This window comes from Geobacillus thermopakistaniensis (genome assembly GCF_000498995.1).
Lineage (GTDB): Bacteria > Bacillota > Bacilli > Bacillales > Anoxybacillaceae > Geobacillus > Geobacillus thermoleovorans.
In genome coordinates this window covers 1-14,835 of sequence record NZ_AYSF01000081.1, presented here as the reverse complement: position 1 = coordinate 14,835, position 14,835 = coordinate 1, and the positions used below count along the sequence as shown (strand labels likewise).

At 54.0% G+C, this 14,835-nt stretch carries 16 protein-coding genes and 2 pseudogenes; 5 read left to right on the top strand and 13 right to left on the bottom strand.

Annotated features, from left to right (window positions below; all coding sequences use genetic code 11):
- Positions 1-25 precede the first annotated feature (25 nt).
- The gene (locus T260_RS124285) at positions 26-814 is read right to left on the bottom strand and encodes a GNAT family N-acetyltransferase (protein WP_023634449.1); all 789 of its coding nucleotides are present in this window, start codon (positions 812-814) and stop codon (positions 26-28) included.
- 167 nt (positions 815-981) lie between these two features.
- Here T260_RS124285 and T260_RS124290 point away from each other — a divergent pair, with 167 nt between their 5' ends.
- The gene (locus T260_RS124290) at positions 982-1,239 is read left to right on the top strand and encodes a DUF6154 family protein (protein WP_023634448.1); all 258 of its coding nucleotides are present in this window, start codon (positions 982-984) and stop codon (positions 1,237-1,239) included.
- A 166-nt stretch (positions 1,240-1,405) separates the two neighbouring features.
- Here the strand turns inward: T260_RS124290 and ilvA are convergent, their stop codons facing one another.
- On the bottom strand, positions 1,406-2,614 hold the full coding sequence (ilvA, locus tag T260_RS124295) for a threonine ammonia-lyase (protein ID WP_031213142.1): 1,209 nt from the start codon (positions 2,612-2,614) through the stop codon (positions 1,406-1,408).
- 528 nt (positions 2,615-3,142) lie between these two features.
- Between ilvA and T260_RS124300 the strand changes: the two genes are divergently transcribed.
- The 3 genes from T260_RS124300 (at position 3,143) to T260_RS124310 (ending at position 6,039) form a co-directional block, all read left to right on the top strand.
- Positions 3,143-3,274: a hypothetical protein gene (locus T260_RS124300; protein ID WP_014195711.1), complete on the top strand. Its 132-nt coding sequence runs from the start codon at positions 3,143-3,145 to the stop codon at positions 3,272-3,274.
- A gap of 38 nt (positions 3,275-3,312) precedes the next feature.
- Positions 3,313-4,575 carry a two-component system sensor histidine kinase NtrB gene (locus tag T260_RS124305; protein ID WP_011231085.1) on the top strand — a complete coding sequence of 421 codons (1,263 nt, stop codon included), beginning with the start codon at positions 3,313-3,315 and terminating at the stop codon, positions 4,573-4,575.
- Positions 4,576-4,671: 96 nt separating this feature from the next.
- Positions 4,672-6,039, top strand: a complete 1,368-nt coding sequence (locus T260_RS124310; RefSeq protein ID WP_011231084.1) for an MATE family efflux transporter — start codon at positions 4,672-4,674, stop codon at positions 6,037-6,039.
- A gap of 98 nt (positions 6,040-6,137) precedes the next feature.
- On the opposite strand, the gene T260_RS124315 is transcribed toward T260_RS124310, so the two are convergent.
- The 8 genes and pseudogenes from T260_RS124315 to T260_RS124335 form a co-directional block, all read right to left on the bottom strand.
- The gene (locus T260_RS124315; RefSeq protein ID WP_011231083.1) at positions 6,138-7,031 is read right to left on the bottom strand and encodes a DUF1028 domain-containing protein; all 894 of its coding nucleotides are present in this window, start codon (positions 7,029-7,031) and stop codon (positions 6,138-6,140) included.
- Between the two features lie 139 nt (positions 7,032-7,170).
- Positions 7,171-7,311: a YjcZ family sporulation protein gene (locus T260_RS1000000139100; RefSeq protein ID WP_011231082.1), complete on the bottom strand. Its 141-nt coding sequence runs from the start codon at positions 7,309-7,311 to the stop codon at positions 7,171-7,173.
- A gap of 33 nt (positions 7,312-7,344) precedes the next feature.
- Positions 7,345-7,443: a YjcZ family sporulation protein gene (locus T260_RS1000000139095; RefSeq protein WP_011231081.1), complete on the bottom strand. Its 99-nt coding sequence runs from the start codon at positions 7,441-7,443 to the stop codon at positions 7,345-7,347.
- Positions 7,444-7,569: 126 nt separating this feature from the next.
- Positions 7,570-8,187: pseudogene (rarD, locus tag T260_RS124320) on the bottom strand (EamA family transporter RarD); the annotation flags it as partial.
- Between the two features lie 16 nt (positions 8,188-8,203).
- Positions 8,204-8,740: pseudogene (rarD, locus tag T260_RS124325) on the bottom strand (EamA family transporter RarD); the annotation flags it as partial.
- Between the two features lie 185 nt (positions 8,741-8,925).
- The gene (locus T260_RS1000000139090; RefSeq protein ID WP_013145431.1) at positions 8,926-9,030 is read right to left on the bottom strand and encodes a YjcZ family sporulation protein; all 105 of its coding nucleotides are present in this window, start codon (positions 9,028-9,030) and stop codon (positions 8,926-8,928) included.
- 197 nt (positions 9,031-9,227) lie between these two features.
- The gene (gene corA, locus T260_RS124330; RefSeq protein ID WP_023634444.1) at positions 9,228-10,184 is read right to left on the bottom strand and encodes a magnesium/cobalt transporter CorA; all 957 of its coding nucleotides are present in this window, start codon (positions 10,182-10,184) and stop codon (positions 9,228-9,230) included.
- Positions 10,185-10,421: 237 nt separating this feature from the next.
- Entirely contained in the window at positions 10,422-11,309 is an 888-nt protein-coding gene (locus T260_RS124335; RefSeq protein WP_031213137.1) for a cation diffusion facilitator family transporter, read from the bottom strand.
- Positions 11,310-11,476: 167 nt separating this feature from the next.
- Here T260_RS124335 and T260_RS124340 point away from each other — a divergent pair, with 167 nt between their 5' ends.
- The gene (locus T260_RS124340) at positions 11,477-12,175 is read left to right on the top strand and encodes a class I SAM-dependent methyltransferase (protein ID WP_011231077.1); all 699 of its coding nucleotides are present in this window, start codon (positions 11,477-11,479) and stop codon (positions 12,173-12,175) included.
- A 38-nt stretch (positions 12,176-12,213) separates the two neighbouring features.
- Here the strand turns inward: T260_RS124340 and T260_RS124345 are convergent, their stop codons facing one another.
- The 3 genes from T260_RS124345 to T260_RS124355 form a co-directional block, all read right to left on the bottom strand.
- Positions 12,214-13,032: a M15 family metallopeptidase gene (locus T260_RS124345; protein WP_023634442.1), complete on the bottom strand. Its 819-nt coding sequence runs from the start codon at positions 13,030-13,032 to the stop codon at positions 12,214-12,216.
- Between the two features lie 49 nt (positions 13,033-13,081).
- Positions 13,082-13,792, bottom strand: a complete 711-nt coding sequence (gene deoD, locus T260_RS124350; protein ID WP_023634441.1) for a purine-nucleoside phosphorylase — start codon at positions 13,790-13,792, stop codon at positions 13,082-13,084.
- A gap of 515 nt (positions 13,793-14,307) precedes the next feature.
- Complete coding sequence (locus T260_RS124355; protein WP_011231073.1) at positions 14,308-14,715, bottom strand: hypothetical protein; 408 nt, start codon at positions 14,713-14,715, stop codon at positions 14,308-14,310.
- Positions 14,716-14,835: the final 120 nt, after the last annotated feature.

Genomic DNA, 14,835 nt, shown 5'->3' with positions numbered 1-14,835 from the left:
GCAAGCTGGCGGGACTTCCGCCCTTCTAACGGTACATCGCCCACAATCCGATATCGCGAAAACCAAGGCGATGGTAAATGCGGCCGGCGTCTGGATTGTCATAAAACAAGCACGGCATCTTCCCTTCAGCGAGCAAATCGCAAACGAGCTTCGCCACGATGGTGCTGGCATACCCTTTCCCTCGATGCTCCTGATCCGTGCAGACGCCGACGATCATCGCCGACAATGAGTTTTCCGCTGATGTCGATGCCGCGGCCACCATTCGGCCGTCTTGTTCAATGTAGTACGTTCTAGCTGAATTGGTTTCCATCCCTTTTACTAGCATATCGCGGGACGACGGCCTCGTCTCAAATTCGACAATGCGGCGCCGCAAGTCGAGAATCCGGTCGACATCGGCCAATTCGGCTTTTTTGACGGCGAACGCCCCCATTTCTTGACGGGCGTATTCATCCGTCCGACACTCGCAAAAGTAAAGCGTTCGCTTCTCCCCAAGCGGCAGCCGCTCTTCGAACTGCCTGGCAATGTCCGCCTTGCCGGACAGCTGGATGGACGATGATTGGGCTGTCTCGCGGATGAGACGAGCAAAGCCATCGGCATCAAAATCGCCAGGCGCATACGGAATGTAGGAATCGTAATAACGGAGCAGCACCGCCTTCAGCGAGCCAGCATCGTCAAACTGCCCCCAAACGTCTTGGAAATCGGCGTCATAGCCAAACGACTCAATATCGCCGATGATAAATAAATTGAACGACGGATCTTGCTGCAAAAACGAAAATACTTGTTGATCGTCTTCGGCCGTTAACCGGCGAATCATAGAATTCCCCCGCTTTTCGAATGATATTTTTTCCATTATACTATGAATCATCCCTGTTGCCAATGGCATTTGTGGCGTCAAACCGAGAGGACTGCCGATGCCCCTAAGTCTGCATCGGCCAACTGCAAAGAAAGGAGGAAGCCCGCTCTCAAAAAAGCGAGGCGACGATGCCGATGAAGTTTATTGACGATCTGTACGAATACTATAAAGATCGACTGACCGGAGATGAAGAAGACGCCGAAGCGGTGGCGATGTCGATTTTGGATGAACTCGACCGCCGCGATGTGCTCAAGCTGATCGGTGAGATGACTGATGAAGAGCTGCTTGGCATGTTCGGTTTGTATGTCCTGGAAAGCTTGAAAGCGAAAATGGCCCGCGAAGGCCTCGGCGCGACGCGGCCGCAAGATGCGCCGCGCGTGCATTGACAAAACAAAACGGCTGTCCCCCATGTCATAAGGAACAGCCGCTATGTTGGGCAAATGATGGTTTCGTATTCATTTGGCAGCCCTGTGAACATGATTTCGAAGACGGCTTTTCCATTGCTTGCTTAACAGACAGCGGCGAAACACAAACCGTTTTCCCATCGCACGCTCATCGGTAAAACTGTACATCATAGCCTTCTTTCAACAACACTTGGTAGATTTGCTGAATATGGTCTTCGTTTTTTGTCTCGAGCGAAAAGTGAATTTCCGCCTGGCCCGGCAACACTTTAGCGCCGATGCGCTGATGATGAATCGACATGACATTCGCCTCGAGCTCGGCGATAATGCGAAGCAGTTTGTTCAACTGGCCCGGCTTGTCGGAGATGACCGTTGTAAACGTAACGAATCGCCCGGCTTCGACAAGCCCCCGCTCAATAATGCGGGAAATGAGCGTCACATCGACGTTGCCGCCGCTTAGCACAGCGGCGACTTTTTTGCCGCGAAACGGCAGCTTTTGATACAACAATGCCGCCAACGGACAAGCTGCCGCCCCTTCGATTAACAGCTTGTTCCGCTCGAGCACATACAGCATCGTCCGTGAAATTTCCGCCTCTTCCACGCACACAACGCCATCGACGTATTGCTCAATGTATTGGTACGTAATATTGCCCGGCTTTTTCACGGCAATCCCATCGGCGATCGTATTCGATGCGGCAATGGAGACGGGCTGTTTATGGCGTATGGCTGCCGTCATGCCTGGGCAAGCCGATGACTCAACGCCGTACACTTCAACCGATGGCTTCAGCTGTTTTAACGTAAACGCCAGGCCGGCCAACAAGCCGCCGCCGCCGACCGGACAAAGAACGACATCGACGTCGGGAAGCTGCTCGATCAGCTCCAAGCCGATCGTCCCTTGGCCAGCCATCACCGCCAAGTCGTCAAACGGGTGTACAAACGTCATTCCCCGCTCGCGCTGCAACTCTAACGCATATTCCAAAGACTCGTCAAACACATCGCCGTACAGCACGACTTCCGCCCCGTAGCTTTTCGTCGCTTCAATTTTGCTGAGCGGCGCGCCTTTTGGCATGACGATCGTGCACGGAATATGAAGCATGCCGCTCGCATAGGCGACCCCTTGGGCGTGGTTGCCGGCCGAAGCGGCGATGACGCCGCGCGCCCTCTCTTCTTCCGTGAGCGACATAATTTTATTGAATGAACCTCTTACTTTAAACGAGCCCGTTTTTTGCAAATTTTCGAGTTTCATATATACATCATTGCCAGACAGCCGGCTGAACGTTTGCGAATGCTCAAGCGGCGTTTGATGGACGATGCCTTTCATTTTCGCTCGCGCTTGTTCAATGTCTGCTAATGTCAACATCATCAAACCACCCTTTCTGATCGGCGATCGGTTCGTTTTCGCTCCGTTTTATTATATACAAAGCATTTCGCCGCCGACAAATGTTGCTTTTCTTTTGGATGGTCACTCTTTTTATTGATTATTTAGCACATAGTTTTTTATTATAAAATATATTGTTGAACGAACCCATCACTGCGATCCGTTGCATTTTGTCAGCTGCTTGAAGGTAGGGGATTTGACAAAAACCATCGCAAAACCGATTCTTTTCCAGTTGAGAAACTGTGTACAATCGTCTTCTCTTTTTTGACAAACTTTGGCATGGTATGCAAAAACCATTTTTGTTCATTCCATTGATGATTTAGCACATTGTTTTATCAATTAGGAAATTCGTCTTCATTTGGCTGTGATCCATCAAAACCTAATAGCGCCAATGGAATCCTTCGCCCGTTTGATGGGAGAAAGCGGTTGGGAAGATCCACGATAGGCAAATGCGAGCGAATTTGCTAATATGAAAGAAAAGCATTCGGAATACGAAAGGATGAAGCGATTGTGACTAAAAAGTTGTACTATACAGCGCCGGATGTTGCCGCGTGGACAACGGCGATGACAAGCGTCCGCCAAGGCGGCGAAACATATGTCGTCAGGATGTCCGCCATAGCCAACGGAGGGCGGTTTTTGTAAAATAAAAAACGAAATGTGCAGCTAAGGAGTTTGGAAAGATGAACGATCGACTCGTACAATCGCAAATCGAAGAACTCGAACGAAAGCTGCGCGCTTATGAGCGGCTCATCGAAAAGCTTCCGTTTCCGTTCACCTTTGCCGATTATGAAAGTGGAATCGCCATCGAAAAAAAGCGCGGCGACGTCCGGCCGCACCTTCGCACCATTCCGCCGTCCCTTGAAAAGGAAGCCAAATGGCAGTGGGATATTGACTTGCATCGCGACGTACCGTTTGAAAAAGTGGAAGCCTTTTTGACGCCGTTGCTCGATCTCGTTCCGCATCACATTGTCTTTGTCGACGCTCAAGGGATCATCACGCTTTGCAATTTGCAGGCGGCTGTTGACACCGGCGTGGATCGCGATGCCATCATCGGCAAACATATTCGCGAGCTGCTGAAGCTCCCTGATGAGCTGATCGCGACGCTCGAATCGCTTGAAAAAGGCGAGCCGCTTTACAATTACGAAGTGCTCGACCGATTTTACGGGATCGTCAACACCCGTTTTATTTACAACGATGACGGATCGATCAAACGAGTCATCAGTATGTTTCAGTCGCTCAATATGATGAAAGAAACAGAAAAGCTGGCGGTCGCTGGCCGCATCGCCGCCGGCATCGCCCATGAAATCCGCAATCCGCTGACGACGGTGCGCGGATATTTGCAACTATTGAAAAGCGACTTGCCGGATCGCATCGCCTCGCTCGTTGAGCGGCTTTTAATTCCTGAGCTCGACCGGGCGAACGACATTATCACGGATTTTTTGAATATCGCCAAGCCGGCGGACGTCAAAATGGAGACGTTCAACTTGCACCGCTTTTTGCGCGACGATGTCGGCGTCCTATTGCAAAGCGAAGCGCTATTGCATAACGTCGACGTCCATTTTGACCTTGATGACCAGCTTGACGATTACGAAATGAACGGCGACCGCAGCCAGCTTTTGCAAGTGTTTTTAAACTTATTTCGCAACGCCGTGGAAGCAAAAGTGGCGAAAACGATGAGGGTGTCGATCTGCAGCCGAAAAATCAACCATCTCGTTCAGCTTCGCTTCTGCGACGATGGGCCCGGCATTCCGCCGTCGGTCATCGACCATGTTTTCGATCCGTTTTTTTCAACGAAGGAAACGGGAACTGGGCTCGGCCTGTCATTATCGAAAAAAATCGTCGAACTGCATCGCGGGACGATGAAAGTGCAAAGCGACGCGCACGGCACATGTTTTTTGATCGAATTTCCGCTTTGCAGCCAACCGCCGTTTCTTTCGTCATAAATCGCTTCCGAAGAGGGGGCCATCCCAGCTTCGGAAGTGGGGAGATTGATGATTTAGAACAATGTGTCACTTTATCACAGAAAAGGAGGAGCCATTATGGCAACGACCGCTCCGCCCAACGGCAAATGGCGGCGCCTGTTCGCCTTGTTTCTTCCCATTTTTGTTTCGCAAACCGGTCAATATGCCATGAACTTTGTCGATGTCGCCATGTCCGGTCATGCGAGCGCCGAAGATCTTGCCGGCGTCGCGATCGGCTCAAGCCTATGGGTGCCGGTGTTTACCGGCGCCGGCGGCATTTTGCTCGCCCTGTCCCCGATCGTCTCACACCATTTCGGCGCCGGACGGCATGACTCGATCACTCGCGCCGTCGCCCAGGCGCTCTACTTGGCTGTCGCGCTTGCTGTCGCCATTGTCCTGATCGGCGCCGCTGCCGTGCCGTTTATCTTGAAACAGATGTCTTTGGATGAAAACGTTCGGCATATCGCCTTTCATTATTTGCGCGCCTTGTCGTTTGGGATCATCCCTCTGTTTCTTTATTCTGTGCTCCGCTATTTCATCGATGCGCTTGGGCAAACGAAAGTGACGATGTGGATTACGCTCACCGCCTTGCCGGTCAATATGCTGTTCAACTGGTTGTTGATTTACGGGCATGGCGGATTTCCGCGCCTTGGCGGCATCGGCACTGGTTACGCGACGGCGATCACGTATGCGTACTGCTTCGCGGCCGCTGCCTTTGCCGCTTTGAAATTTCGGCGCTTGGCTCCCTATCGTGTACTCGTCCGTTTCTACCGTCCGTCATGGGCCGCATGGAAAGAGTTGCTGAAAACCGGGGTGCCGATCGGGTCGGCCATCTTTTTTGAAACGAGCATTTTCGCTGCTGTGACGCTGCTTGTCGGCCGGTTTGGCGCGGAAACGGTCGCCGCGCATCAAAGCGCCCTCAACTTCGCTTCACTGTTGTATATGATTCCACTCAGCTTATCGATGGCGCTGACGATCGCCGTGGGCGTTGAAGCCGGGGCCAACCGTTATGAAGCCGCCAAACAATATTGCTTGATCGGCATCACCCTCGCCTTGGCCGTCGCCGCCGCAGCAGCGCTGTTCCTTTCCGCCTTCCGCAGCCATGTCGCCCGGCTGTATACAAACGATCCGACAGTGGCGGCGTTGACAGGGAAGTTTTTGCTCTATGCGATCTTCTTTCAAGTTTCCGATGCCATCGCCGCTCCCATCCAAGGAGCGCTGCGGGGCTATAAAGAGGTAAACGCCGTTTTTTGGTCCGCTCTTCTCGCCTATTGGGGCGTTGGGCTTCCGCTTGGCTGCGCGCTCGCTCTACTGACTGCCGCCGGGGCGTTCGGCTATTGGATCGGCCTGATCGCCGGATTGGCAACGGGCGCGCTGTTTCTCAGCTTTCGCCTGCGGGCCGTTTGGCGCAGACATGACAGCGGGCGTGCGCCATGCGCCTTTTAAGAGGGAGCGGTCGATAAACAAGGATGTCCCGCCCAGTTCTAGGGACATCCTTTTTGTTGCAGCATGATGGATCATGCAGTCGACAAGGCCGGTTTCCCTTAGCCGACCTCGTTAGGCGACGGCTGCTGCTTCATATACTGTAATACATCGAGGTCGATTTTTCCTTTCTCCACTTGGCGCTCCTCAAAATTTTCTGTATGTATATACACGGTCAGCGCCTCATGAAGCGCCTCGCGATCCGCCGAGCGCTCTTTCGACAAATAACCGAGACGGACCAAGTGGGCGGCCACCTCTTCCTTTACCGTTCCTTCAATCGCTGCCACTTTTTCGGGACGCGGTTTCTCAAAGTAAAGCTGGCGCAACTGATACAAGCGAATAAGCTCCTCGATCGGCCGCGGGTGATCATCGACGCGCAAGTCGATATAACGGTCATTGTAGCCGCCATATCCCCCTCCTTCTTTCACGACAAGCAAGGCGGCCGACTGTTGCCCGCGGCGGTCGCCCCCCGCTGCCTGACCAGCTTGAAGCGCCTTTAACAATCGCTCGGCGAGCGGACCTTTTGTCTGCTCAAACGCCCTTCCCATTGCCAGCACCGTTTCCTCGCCGGCTAAAATATTGCCTTGAGCCGCATAGTTCGGCCCGGTGATGCCCCCGGCCCACGGGTAACATTTTTTCCCGGTGAACGTCGCCGCCCGTCCTTTCGCATCCACGATGCCGACTTGGCGCAAATCGCGCTCACTGTCATCGGCAACGAGCAACTCAAGCGTTTCTTGCGCCGATTTCCCTTTTGCCATCCATTCGAGGCCGCGCGGTCCGTACGACGTGTTGGCGTACGATTGCGTCGCCACCGCTCCGACGCCCGCTTTCGCCCACGGAACAACCGCACCAACGCCTAAAAATTTCGATTGAACAGCGATGCCAAGCTCCCCGGTCGCCGGATCGAACGCGACGATCGAAAACGTCGCGACGATGTCTTTTGCAATATGTGTCATTTCCCCGTCCTCCATATGCTTTCCATTTTCTCATCGTTTATGATTTCTCCACTTCCTTTCGTTGTTCCTGCCTGTTCACAAAAAAAGCGGGGGAAACAGCCGTTGCCCGGCCGTCTCCCCCCGCATGCCCATCATCCGCCTAGCACCATGTTGCCCCGACGATAATGAGCAAAATAAACAAAACGACGATCAGCACAAAGCCGTAGCCGTAGCCGCCGTAACCCGGATAACCGAAGCCATAGCCGCCCCAGCCCCAGCCGCCATAAAAGCCATATGGCATATTCGTCACCTCCTTGCTAGCAAGTAAGAGGCATCAGTACACCCAACCACCGATACATGCACATCCGACAATAATCAACAAGATGAACAGAACGACGATCAACGCGAATCCGCCGCCGTAAGCTGCACCCATTTGCCAGCACCTCCTTCGTTTTTGTACTAGTAGACTATTCAGAAGCCGAGGAAATGGTTAGATGTTTCGGCAAAAATGGGTATTTGCCGCAACGTAAAAAAAAAACGGTCCATCCGCGGACCGATGTTATGCTCCGAGCGAGTTTCGCTTCCATTTTTTCCGCCCCGGTGCTTGCTTGATTTGAACAGCGGAAAACAAAATAAGCGCCGTCCAGATGCAGCTAAACGCATAAAAATGCGCTTTCGTAAACGGCTCGCCGAACAAAAAGACGCCAAGGAGAAGGCTGATCGTCGGCGAAATGTATTGCAAAAAACCAAGTGTTGTCATTGACACACGCTTCGCCCCTTTGGCGAAATACAAAAGCGGCACGGCCGTCGCTGGCCCGGCTCCAGCCAACAGCGCCCATTGCCACCATTCGGCCGTCTTGACGAGGGCTGGCGTTTCGTTGTACACACATAATAAGTAAACGGCTGAAAGCGGCATGACGGCCATTGTTTCAAGCGTCAAGCCAATGGACGAGTCAACGCTGGCCAGTTTTTTCACTAAGCCGTAAAACCCGAACGTCAACGCGAGCGATATGGCGACCCACGGAAACGCGCCATATTCCGCCGTCATCGCCGCCACGCCGGCGGCGGCAAGAAAAACAGCGGCCCACTGCCCAACGCTCAACCGCTCGCGCAATACGATCGTCCCAAGCGCCACGCTGACAAGCGGGTTGATATAATAGCCGAGGCTCGTTTCAACGNAAGCCAATGGACGAGTCAACGCTGGCCAGTTTTTTCACTAAGCCGTAAAACCCGAACGTCAACGCGAGCGATATGGCGACCCACGGAAACGCGCCATATTCCGCCGTCATCGCCGCCACGCCGGCGGCGGCAAGAAAAACAGCGGCCCACTGCCCAACGCTCAACCGCTCGCGCAATACGATCGTCCCAAGCGCCACGCTGACAAGCGGGTTGATATAATAGCCGAGGCTCGTTTCAACGACATGATGATGATTCACCGCCCATATGTAGACAAACCAGTTGGCGCTGATGAGCACGGCAGCAGCGGCGATCCCCCATGCCTTAGCCGGCTTACGGCGCATCGCCCGAAGCTCCCGGCGGAAGGCGCCAAGCTGCCCATTCGCTGCCAGAAGGATGGCCATAAACACGAACGACCACACGATGCGGTGCGCCAAAATCTCAAGCGCCGGGCGCGCCTCTAGCAGCTTCCAGTACAGCGGCAATACTCCCCACAGCAAGTACGAAGCAGCCGTATACAAGATGCCTTGCTTTTCTTCGCTCCAATGCCCCACGTCGTCTTCTCCTTTTCCATGATCATTTCTGTTTCATTATACCGCCGTCGCTTCACTTTATCCATCAAAACACTCACCCGCATCGCTCGACGCGGTTGCCCAATGGAGAAGGGGCGCAGCTGAATATGAGCACCCGCCCCCTTCGCAGCCCGTTTGACCGCCGTCCTTTCTTATTTTTTCGCTCATCAAGCGACACAGGCACAGCCAACAATAATCAGTAAAATGAACAGGACGATGACGACCGTATAACCGCTGTTGACAAAACCGCTCACGGCGGGCACCTCCTTCATCGGTTCACAGGGCCATCATATGCGCCCGCCCGCCCAAACGGCCGGGCGAATGCCCAAATTTCTAGAAGATTGGTGAAAAACTGCGTTTTCTTCAAAAAGATTGGTCCACGAACGCACGGAAGAGCCGTTGATCCATTGGCGAAAGCTCCTTGCTGGAGCGTTTTCTCCGTTAAATCACCGACCTTCTAGAAAAACGCCTATTTTTCTTTCGTCCCCGTCTCTCCCCACCAACCTTTTCGCTTAAAATAGAGGGCGATGAGCATAGCAACGGTTGCCATGAGCAACAAGGCAAACGGGTAGCCGTATCTCCATTTCAGCTCTGGCATAAACGCAAAATTCATGCCGTATACACCGGCGATAAACGTCATCGGCAAAAATATGACGCTCACCAATGTCAATGTCTTCATAATGACGTTCATATGATCTGATTTGAGCGACAGTTGCAAATCGAAAATGGCGGACAATGATTCCTTAAACGCGTCGAGCGCGGCGGGCACGCGTGAGAATCGCGACGCCACTTCCTCGATATACGGATTCGTCTCTTGATTGATATACGGCAAATCAGCGTGGCGGATCATTTTGATCGCTTCTTCCTGCGCCTCGGCGATTTGGCGCAGCTCATGAAGATGTGTTTTCATCCGATAAATCTCGCGCCCGATTTCGTTGGCAAACGGGGTCGCAAACACTTGCCGTTCAAGCGTCTGAATGCGGTCAGCGATCTGATCGATGACTTGCAAAAAACGGATGGCGGCCAAGTCTAAAAAGTGATACAGCACGTACCCAGGATACAGCGCCTGACCGCGATGGTTCAACAAACGTTCTTTCACGTGATCAACAAGCGGATCGTTTTCATCCATATAGCTGATCATATATTGGCTGCCGGCCAGCAAACGAACGTTCACTGTCCGGCCGGACGGACGAACGATAAACAGCGATAAGAAGAAACATCCTTCGTATTCGTCAAACGCGGGAATGTCTGTCCCGTTCATCAGCCGCTGTTGGGCGAGAGGGTGAATGGACAGCGAAGAAAGAAGCTGCTCCAAATCCGGCTTGGCGGCGGCGGTGAAATGAAGCCAACACGACTGGCTGCCTGCCGGCGCATGGCGTTTGTACGTTCCGTCAACCGTCAAACGAAAGTTATGCTCGATCGCCATAGACTGACGTCCTTTCCATGCAAACGATTTTAATTGTATTGTTTGCTGTTTGCCGCAAAACTACTCCCCTCCCGCCGCCAAAAACAAGTCAGCGGCAACGGTTTGGCCGCATCCGCTCGCTGTTGGCGATAAGCAGCTTCTCCCGGCTGCATCCCGCCTGCAAAGCGTCACATCCCGGCAAGTCATTCGCTGTCTAGGCGCCTCGCCGCGTCCGCCCGCCAATGCGCCCGAAGCCAGTCAGCGCACCGCTTCCGGTTCCACATGGACGTGCGTCGCCCGAATGTTATGCCGGTTTCGCATCAAACGCTCGACTTCATCAGCGATTTCATGGCTTTTTGCCACCGTCAAATGCGAGTCAACGCGGATCGTCACTTCCAGCACAATGTCGTTGCCTAACATGCGCGCTTTAATGTCAGCGACATCGCGCACGCCGCTCACCGCCGCGATTTCGTCTTTATAAACGGCGAGCTGCTGTTCATCAAAACCGTCGGTGAGCGTATGCGCCGTCTCCATAAACACCTCCCACGCCGTCTTGCCAATCATCGCCCCGATAACAAGCGCCGCCAGCGGATCAAGCCATGGCCACCCAAGCCGCGCGCCGGCGATGCCAATGGCGGCGCCAATGCTCACCAGCGCATCCGATAAATTGTCTTTCGCCACGGCCGCCAGCGCCATGCTGTTCGTCCGCCGCGCCAGCCGGCGATTGATTGCATAAACGCCAATCATAACGGCCGCCGAGGCGAGCGCAACCACAGCCGCTAAAACGTCAGGAGCCGCTGCCTTTTCCTTGCCGAACAGCGAGCGGATGCCGCTTGTGATCACGTCAATGCCAATGGACATCATCAAAAAAGCGGCCAACAGCGAGGAGATGTTCTCCGCCCGCGAATGTCCGTACGGGTGGTTGCAATCACGCGGTTTTTTAGCGATTTTCATGCCGATATAGACTGCCGAGGAAGCGATAATATCACTCAAATTATTCCAACCGTCCGCTTCCACCGCATCCGAGCCGAACACCGCCCCAGCCAACAGCTTGCCGGTCGAAAGGAGAAGATAGACGAAAATGCTCAGCAGTGCGCCAGCCTCGGCTCCTTGTTTTCGATCCACTTTCTTCACCAACCTAGCCATCTCATTCTTGCACGTATCAGTGTACCAGCTTGAAGCCGGTTGGGTCTACAGCAAGAAAATTTCCTTTTTTCATAAGAATAGGGACAAGCAAATTTTTTTGTCTAAAGGCAAAATCGAGCGCATTTGCGTATGATAAACCAAGTCGAAACAAAAAAGGAGAGGAACAGATGTCTGCATATTTAGACTGGTTGGCGGACATGGGGATCGATGGCGCTCACCCAGGCGGTTTTGAGTTAACAAAACAAATCTTACGTAAACTTAAGATCGACCGTTCGACATCCGTGCTTGACGTCGGCTGCGGCACCGGACAGACGGCGGCTTATATCGCCGAACAGTACGGGGCCAACGTCACCGCCATCGACATCCACCCGACGATGATTGCCAAGGCGAAACAGCGTTTTGCCTCCAAGGCGGTCTCAGTCCGTTTGCATCGCGCCTCGGTCGAAGCGCTCCCGTTTCCCGCCGGGACGTTTGACCTTGCGCTTTCTGAATCGGTGCTTGCTTTCGTTTCATTGCCAAACGCGCTCGCCGAAATCCGCCGCGTGCTCAAAAACGATGGCCTATTCGTCGGCATTGAAGCGTGTCATGAGCGGCTGACCGCCGCCGAGCAAAAGCAAATCGCCGCCTTTTACGGCTTCCGTCAGCTAATGACATCAGCGGAGTGGAAAGAAGTGCTCGAACAAAGCGGCTTTGGCTGCCGCCAGTTTTCCTACGCGGCTGCGGCCGAAGCGCCAAGCCTTGGGGCACCCATCGTCATCGCCCTTCCGCCGACACCGGAGATGGCGAGCATGTGGCAGATGCACCAACAGTTGACAGCTCAATTCGGCGACCGTCTTGGCTATTGCGTCTTTTGCTGCGAACCATAGCTGGCAAGAAAAACGGCGTCCTCGACGAGACGCCGTTTTCACACTTTTTTCACTACTTTGAAATATTCTTCAAGCGTCAAGCCGCGCTTTTTGATCACCGCGGCCGCCTTCCGCCCAACATAGCGGAGATGCCACGGCTCATACTTGTAGCCGGTCACCGCTTCCTTTCCTTTCGGGTAGCGGATGATGAATCCGTACTCGTGCGCATGGGCGGCTACCCATTGCCCTTCTTTTGTCGCCCCGAACGATTGGGTCAGCTGACAGCCGGCCGAGCGGCTGCTGATATCGACCGCCAGCCCTGTCTGATGCTCGCTCTGCCCTGGGTGAGCGACCGCTTGAACCGCTTTTTCCTTCCCTTTTTGCCGCACTTCTTCAGCAAAAATCACCTGCTGCCGCTCGTATGAACGATAAGCGGACACGGCCACCAGCTCAATGCCATCACGGCGTGCGGCGGCAAACATCTCCTCAAGCGCCGCGGCCGCTTCGGCCCGCATATGCCGTTTTTCCGCGTTCGGGTCAGCACACACAAACGGCACGCGCGGCACGACCAAGTCCGCCGGCTTATAGCCAGGCGGGAGCGACTGTTCTTTATTGACGAGCACCAAAATGTTGTCAGGGTTTTGAATCACTTTTTGTCCGTTTTGCACCTTGACGATGTTCCAATATTTCGCCTCAAGCTGCAAATCGGGATCGACGGGGCTCTGGCTCGTTTTCCCCTGTTGATGATCGCTTGGGTGCACCGCGCTTTCCGGCGGCTGGCCGGACGGGCCGGCCGCACCGTTGCTGCCGCTCTCCCCTGTTTGGCAGCCGGCGAGCAGCAGGCATACCAACATCGCCGCTTGCCATCGCTGGTTCATGTTCCTTCTCCTTTTCTGTTTTCCCAGGCCCAAGCGCCCGGCATCCCAATCACGCGCCATTGCGGATCGCCGCTTCAAGCGCCACTTCAATCATCTCGTTAAACGTCATTTGCCGCTCCTCAGCCGTTGTTTCTTCTCCGGTGAGAATATGGTCGCTGACCGTCAGCACCGACAGCGCCCGGCAGCCGAATTTCGCCGCCAGCGTATAGAGCGCCGCCGTTTCCATCTCGACGGCCAATACACCGTAGCGCGCCCACGTTTCCCAATTCGGTTCATCATTGTAAAACATGTCGGCGGTGAACACATTGCCGACTTTTAGCGCCAGCCCTTTTTCCACACCTACTTCATACGCCGTCCGCAGCAGATGGAAATCGGCGGTTGGCGCATAATCGCGGCCGCGGAAAATGAGCCGGTTCATGTTGGAATCGGTCGACGCGCTCATCGCCAAAATGACGTCGCGGACGCGCACATCCGGCTGAATCGCTCCGCACGTTCCGACGCGGATGAGCGTCTTTACGCCGTAGCTTTGGATCAGTTCGTTCACATAAATCGAAATGGACGGCACGCCCATGCCGGTCCCTTGCACGGAAATGCGCTCCCCTTTATACGTCCCGGTAAATCCGAGCATGCCGCGCACTTCGTTGTAGCATACCGCTCCTTCCAGAAACGTTTTGGCAATGTATTTGGCGCGCAGCGGATCACCCGGCAGCAAAATGCGCTCCGCGATCTCCCCTGTCTTCGCTCCGATATGTACGCTCAATGGGATTCCTCCTTTGGTTTGAACGATCGTTGTCGGGCCATGCCCTCGTCTATCATATCATATGTTTGCGGAAAATGGCAGTCTTCCTTCGAGTAGCCGAGGCGGCGAACGGGCATACTATGTGTGCCTGCCCGAGGAGAAAGGAGGAAAAGACCGATGAAAAAGAAACTCGAACAAGCGGTGGAATACGCCAACAAAACCAATCCATCGTCCAAATCAAACAATCAGCCGTCCACATCGAAAAAGGAAAAGACCAAATTCTAACATCATTCCGAAAGAAGTCTCCCACTTCGAAACGTGAAGGTGCACGAGCACCCGTCCATGTGGGAGATGAATGTTGGCCGGCAATCGCTGTCGGATCGAATCACATGTTGTTCAAACGGGCACCTTCGAAACGAAGGGAAGCGGAAAGGGTCCTTGTGCGGCTTGTCGTTTGGCACATATGCAAATCGCTGAAAGCTCCCCCTATGCACTCGCGTAGGTGGGTGAGTCGTTTGCGGGGGAGCCGCTCTCTTTTATGATGTTTTGGATCGGCGGTAATCGCTGCGATGACGGCGCGCCAAATACCGCTCATTGATATACAGCACCTTTTTGTCTTTGCTGCGCGTATATTTTTTCTCGCGCTCGCGCCGCCTGGCGACAAGCCAACAGGAAAACAAATACAGTGGAAAGACGAGCTGCATCGCGCCGGCAAAGACATACCAAAAACCGTTGATATCGGCCAAATCGCGCAAGTACACGTCGATGCCGCTGAGCCGATAGTACATGTCAGCAACGATGGCAGCGATGATGACGACGTTGACCGCATGGAGAAGGGGCACGCTTCTCCAGCGGAACAAGAGTCGCTCAACTTGCCCTTTGACCCAAAGCAATGCCGCAATCGAGACGACGCACAAGAGCAGCGACAGCGCCAGTGCGGCCATCGTTTCGCCCCCTTCCCTCTTTTCTCCTGCGCCCGCCGCATGATGCCGCCTGCAAACATTTTCCGTCGATGAACCGCCGCCAGACCGCATACACTAACGACAACGACGGTTCAAGGAGGG

What these genes read in the sequence shown, in the direction of transcription:
- T260_RS124305 (WP_011231085.1), top strand. Translation starts at nt 3,313, where the DNA reads ATGAACGATCGACTCGTACAATCGCAAATCGAAGAACTCGAACGAAAG.
- T260_RS124335 (WP_031213137.1), bottom strand. Translation starts at nt 11,309, where the DNA reads ATGGCTAGGTTGGTGAAGAAAGTGGATCGAAAACAAGGAGCCGAGGCT.
- T260_RS124340 (WP_011231077.1), top strand. Translation starts at nt 11,477, where the DNA reads ATGTCTGCATATTTAGACTGGTTGGCGGACATGGGGATCGATGGCGCT.
- T260_RS1000000139100 (WP_011231082.1), bottom strand. Translation starts at nt 7,311, where the DNA reads ATGCCATATGGCTTTTATGGCGGCTGGGGCTGGGGCGGCTATGGCTTC.
- T260_RS124285 (WP_023634449.1), bottom strand. Translation starts at nt 814, where the DNA reads ATGATTCGCCGGTTAACGGCCGAAGACGATCAACAAGTATTTTCGTTT.
- ilvA (WP_031213142.1), bottom strand. Translation starts at nt 2,614, where the DNA reads ATGTTGACATTAGCAGACATTGAACAAGCGCGAGCGAAAATGAAAGGC.
- T260_RS1000000139095 (WP_011231081.1), bottom strand. Translation starts at nt 7,443, where the DNA reads ATGGGTGCAGCTTACGGCGGCGGATTCGCGTTGATCGTCGTTCTGTTC.
- corA (WP_023634444.1), bottom strand. Translation starts at nt 10,184, where the DNA reads ATGGCGATCGAGCATAACTTTCGTTTGACGGTTGACGGAACGTACAAA.
- T260_RS124345 (WP_023634442.1), bottom strand. Translation starts at nt 13,032, where the DNA reads ATGAACCAGCGATGGCAAGCGGCGATGTTGGTATGCCTGCTGCTCGCC.
- T260_RS1000000139090 (WP_013145431.1), bottom strand. Translation starts at nt 9,030, where the DNA reads ATGAAGGAGGTGCCCGCCGTGAGCGGTTTTGTCAACAGCGGTTATACG.
- T260_RS124310 (WP_011231084.1), top strand. Translation starts at nt 4,672, where the DNA reads ATGGCAACGACCGCTCCGCCCAACGGCAAATGGCGGCGCCTGTTCGCC.
- T260_RS124290 (WP_023634448.1), top strand. Translation starts at nt 982, where the DNA reads ATGCCGATGAAGTTTATTGACGATCTGTACGAATACTATAAAGATCGA.
- T260_RS124315 (WP_011231083.1), bottom strand. Translation starts at nt 7,031, where the DNA reads ATGACACATATTGCAAAAGACATCGTCGCGACGTTTTCGATCGTCGCG.
- T260_RS124355 (WP_011231073.1), bottom strand. Translation starts at nt 14,715, where the DNA reads ATGGCCGCACTGGCGCTGTCGCTGCTCTTGTGCGTCGTCTCGATTGCG.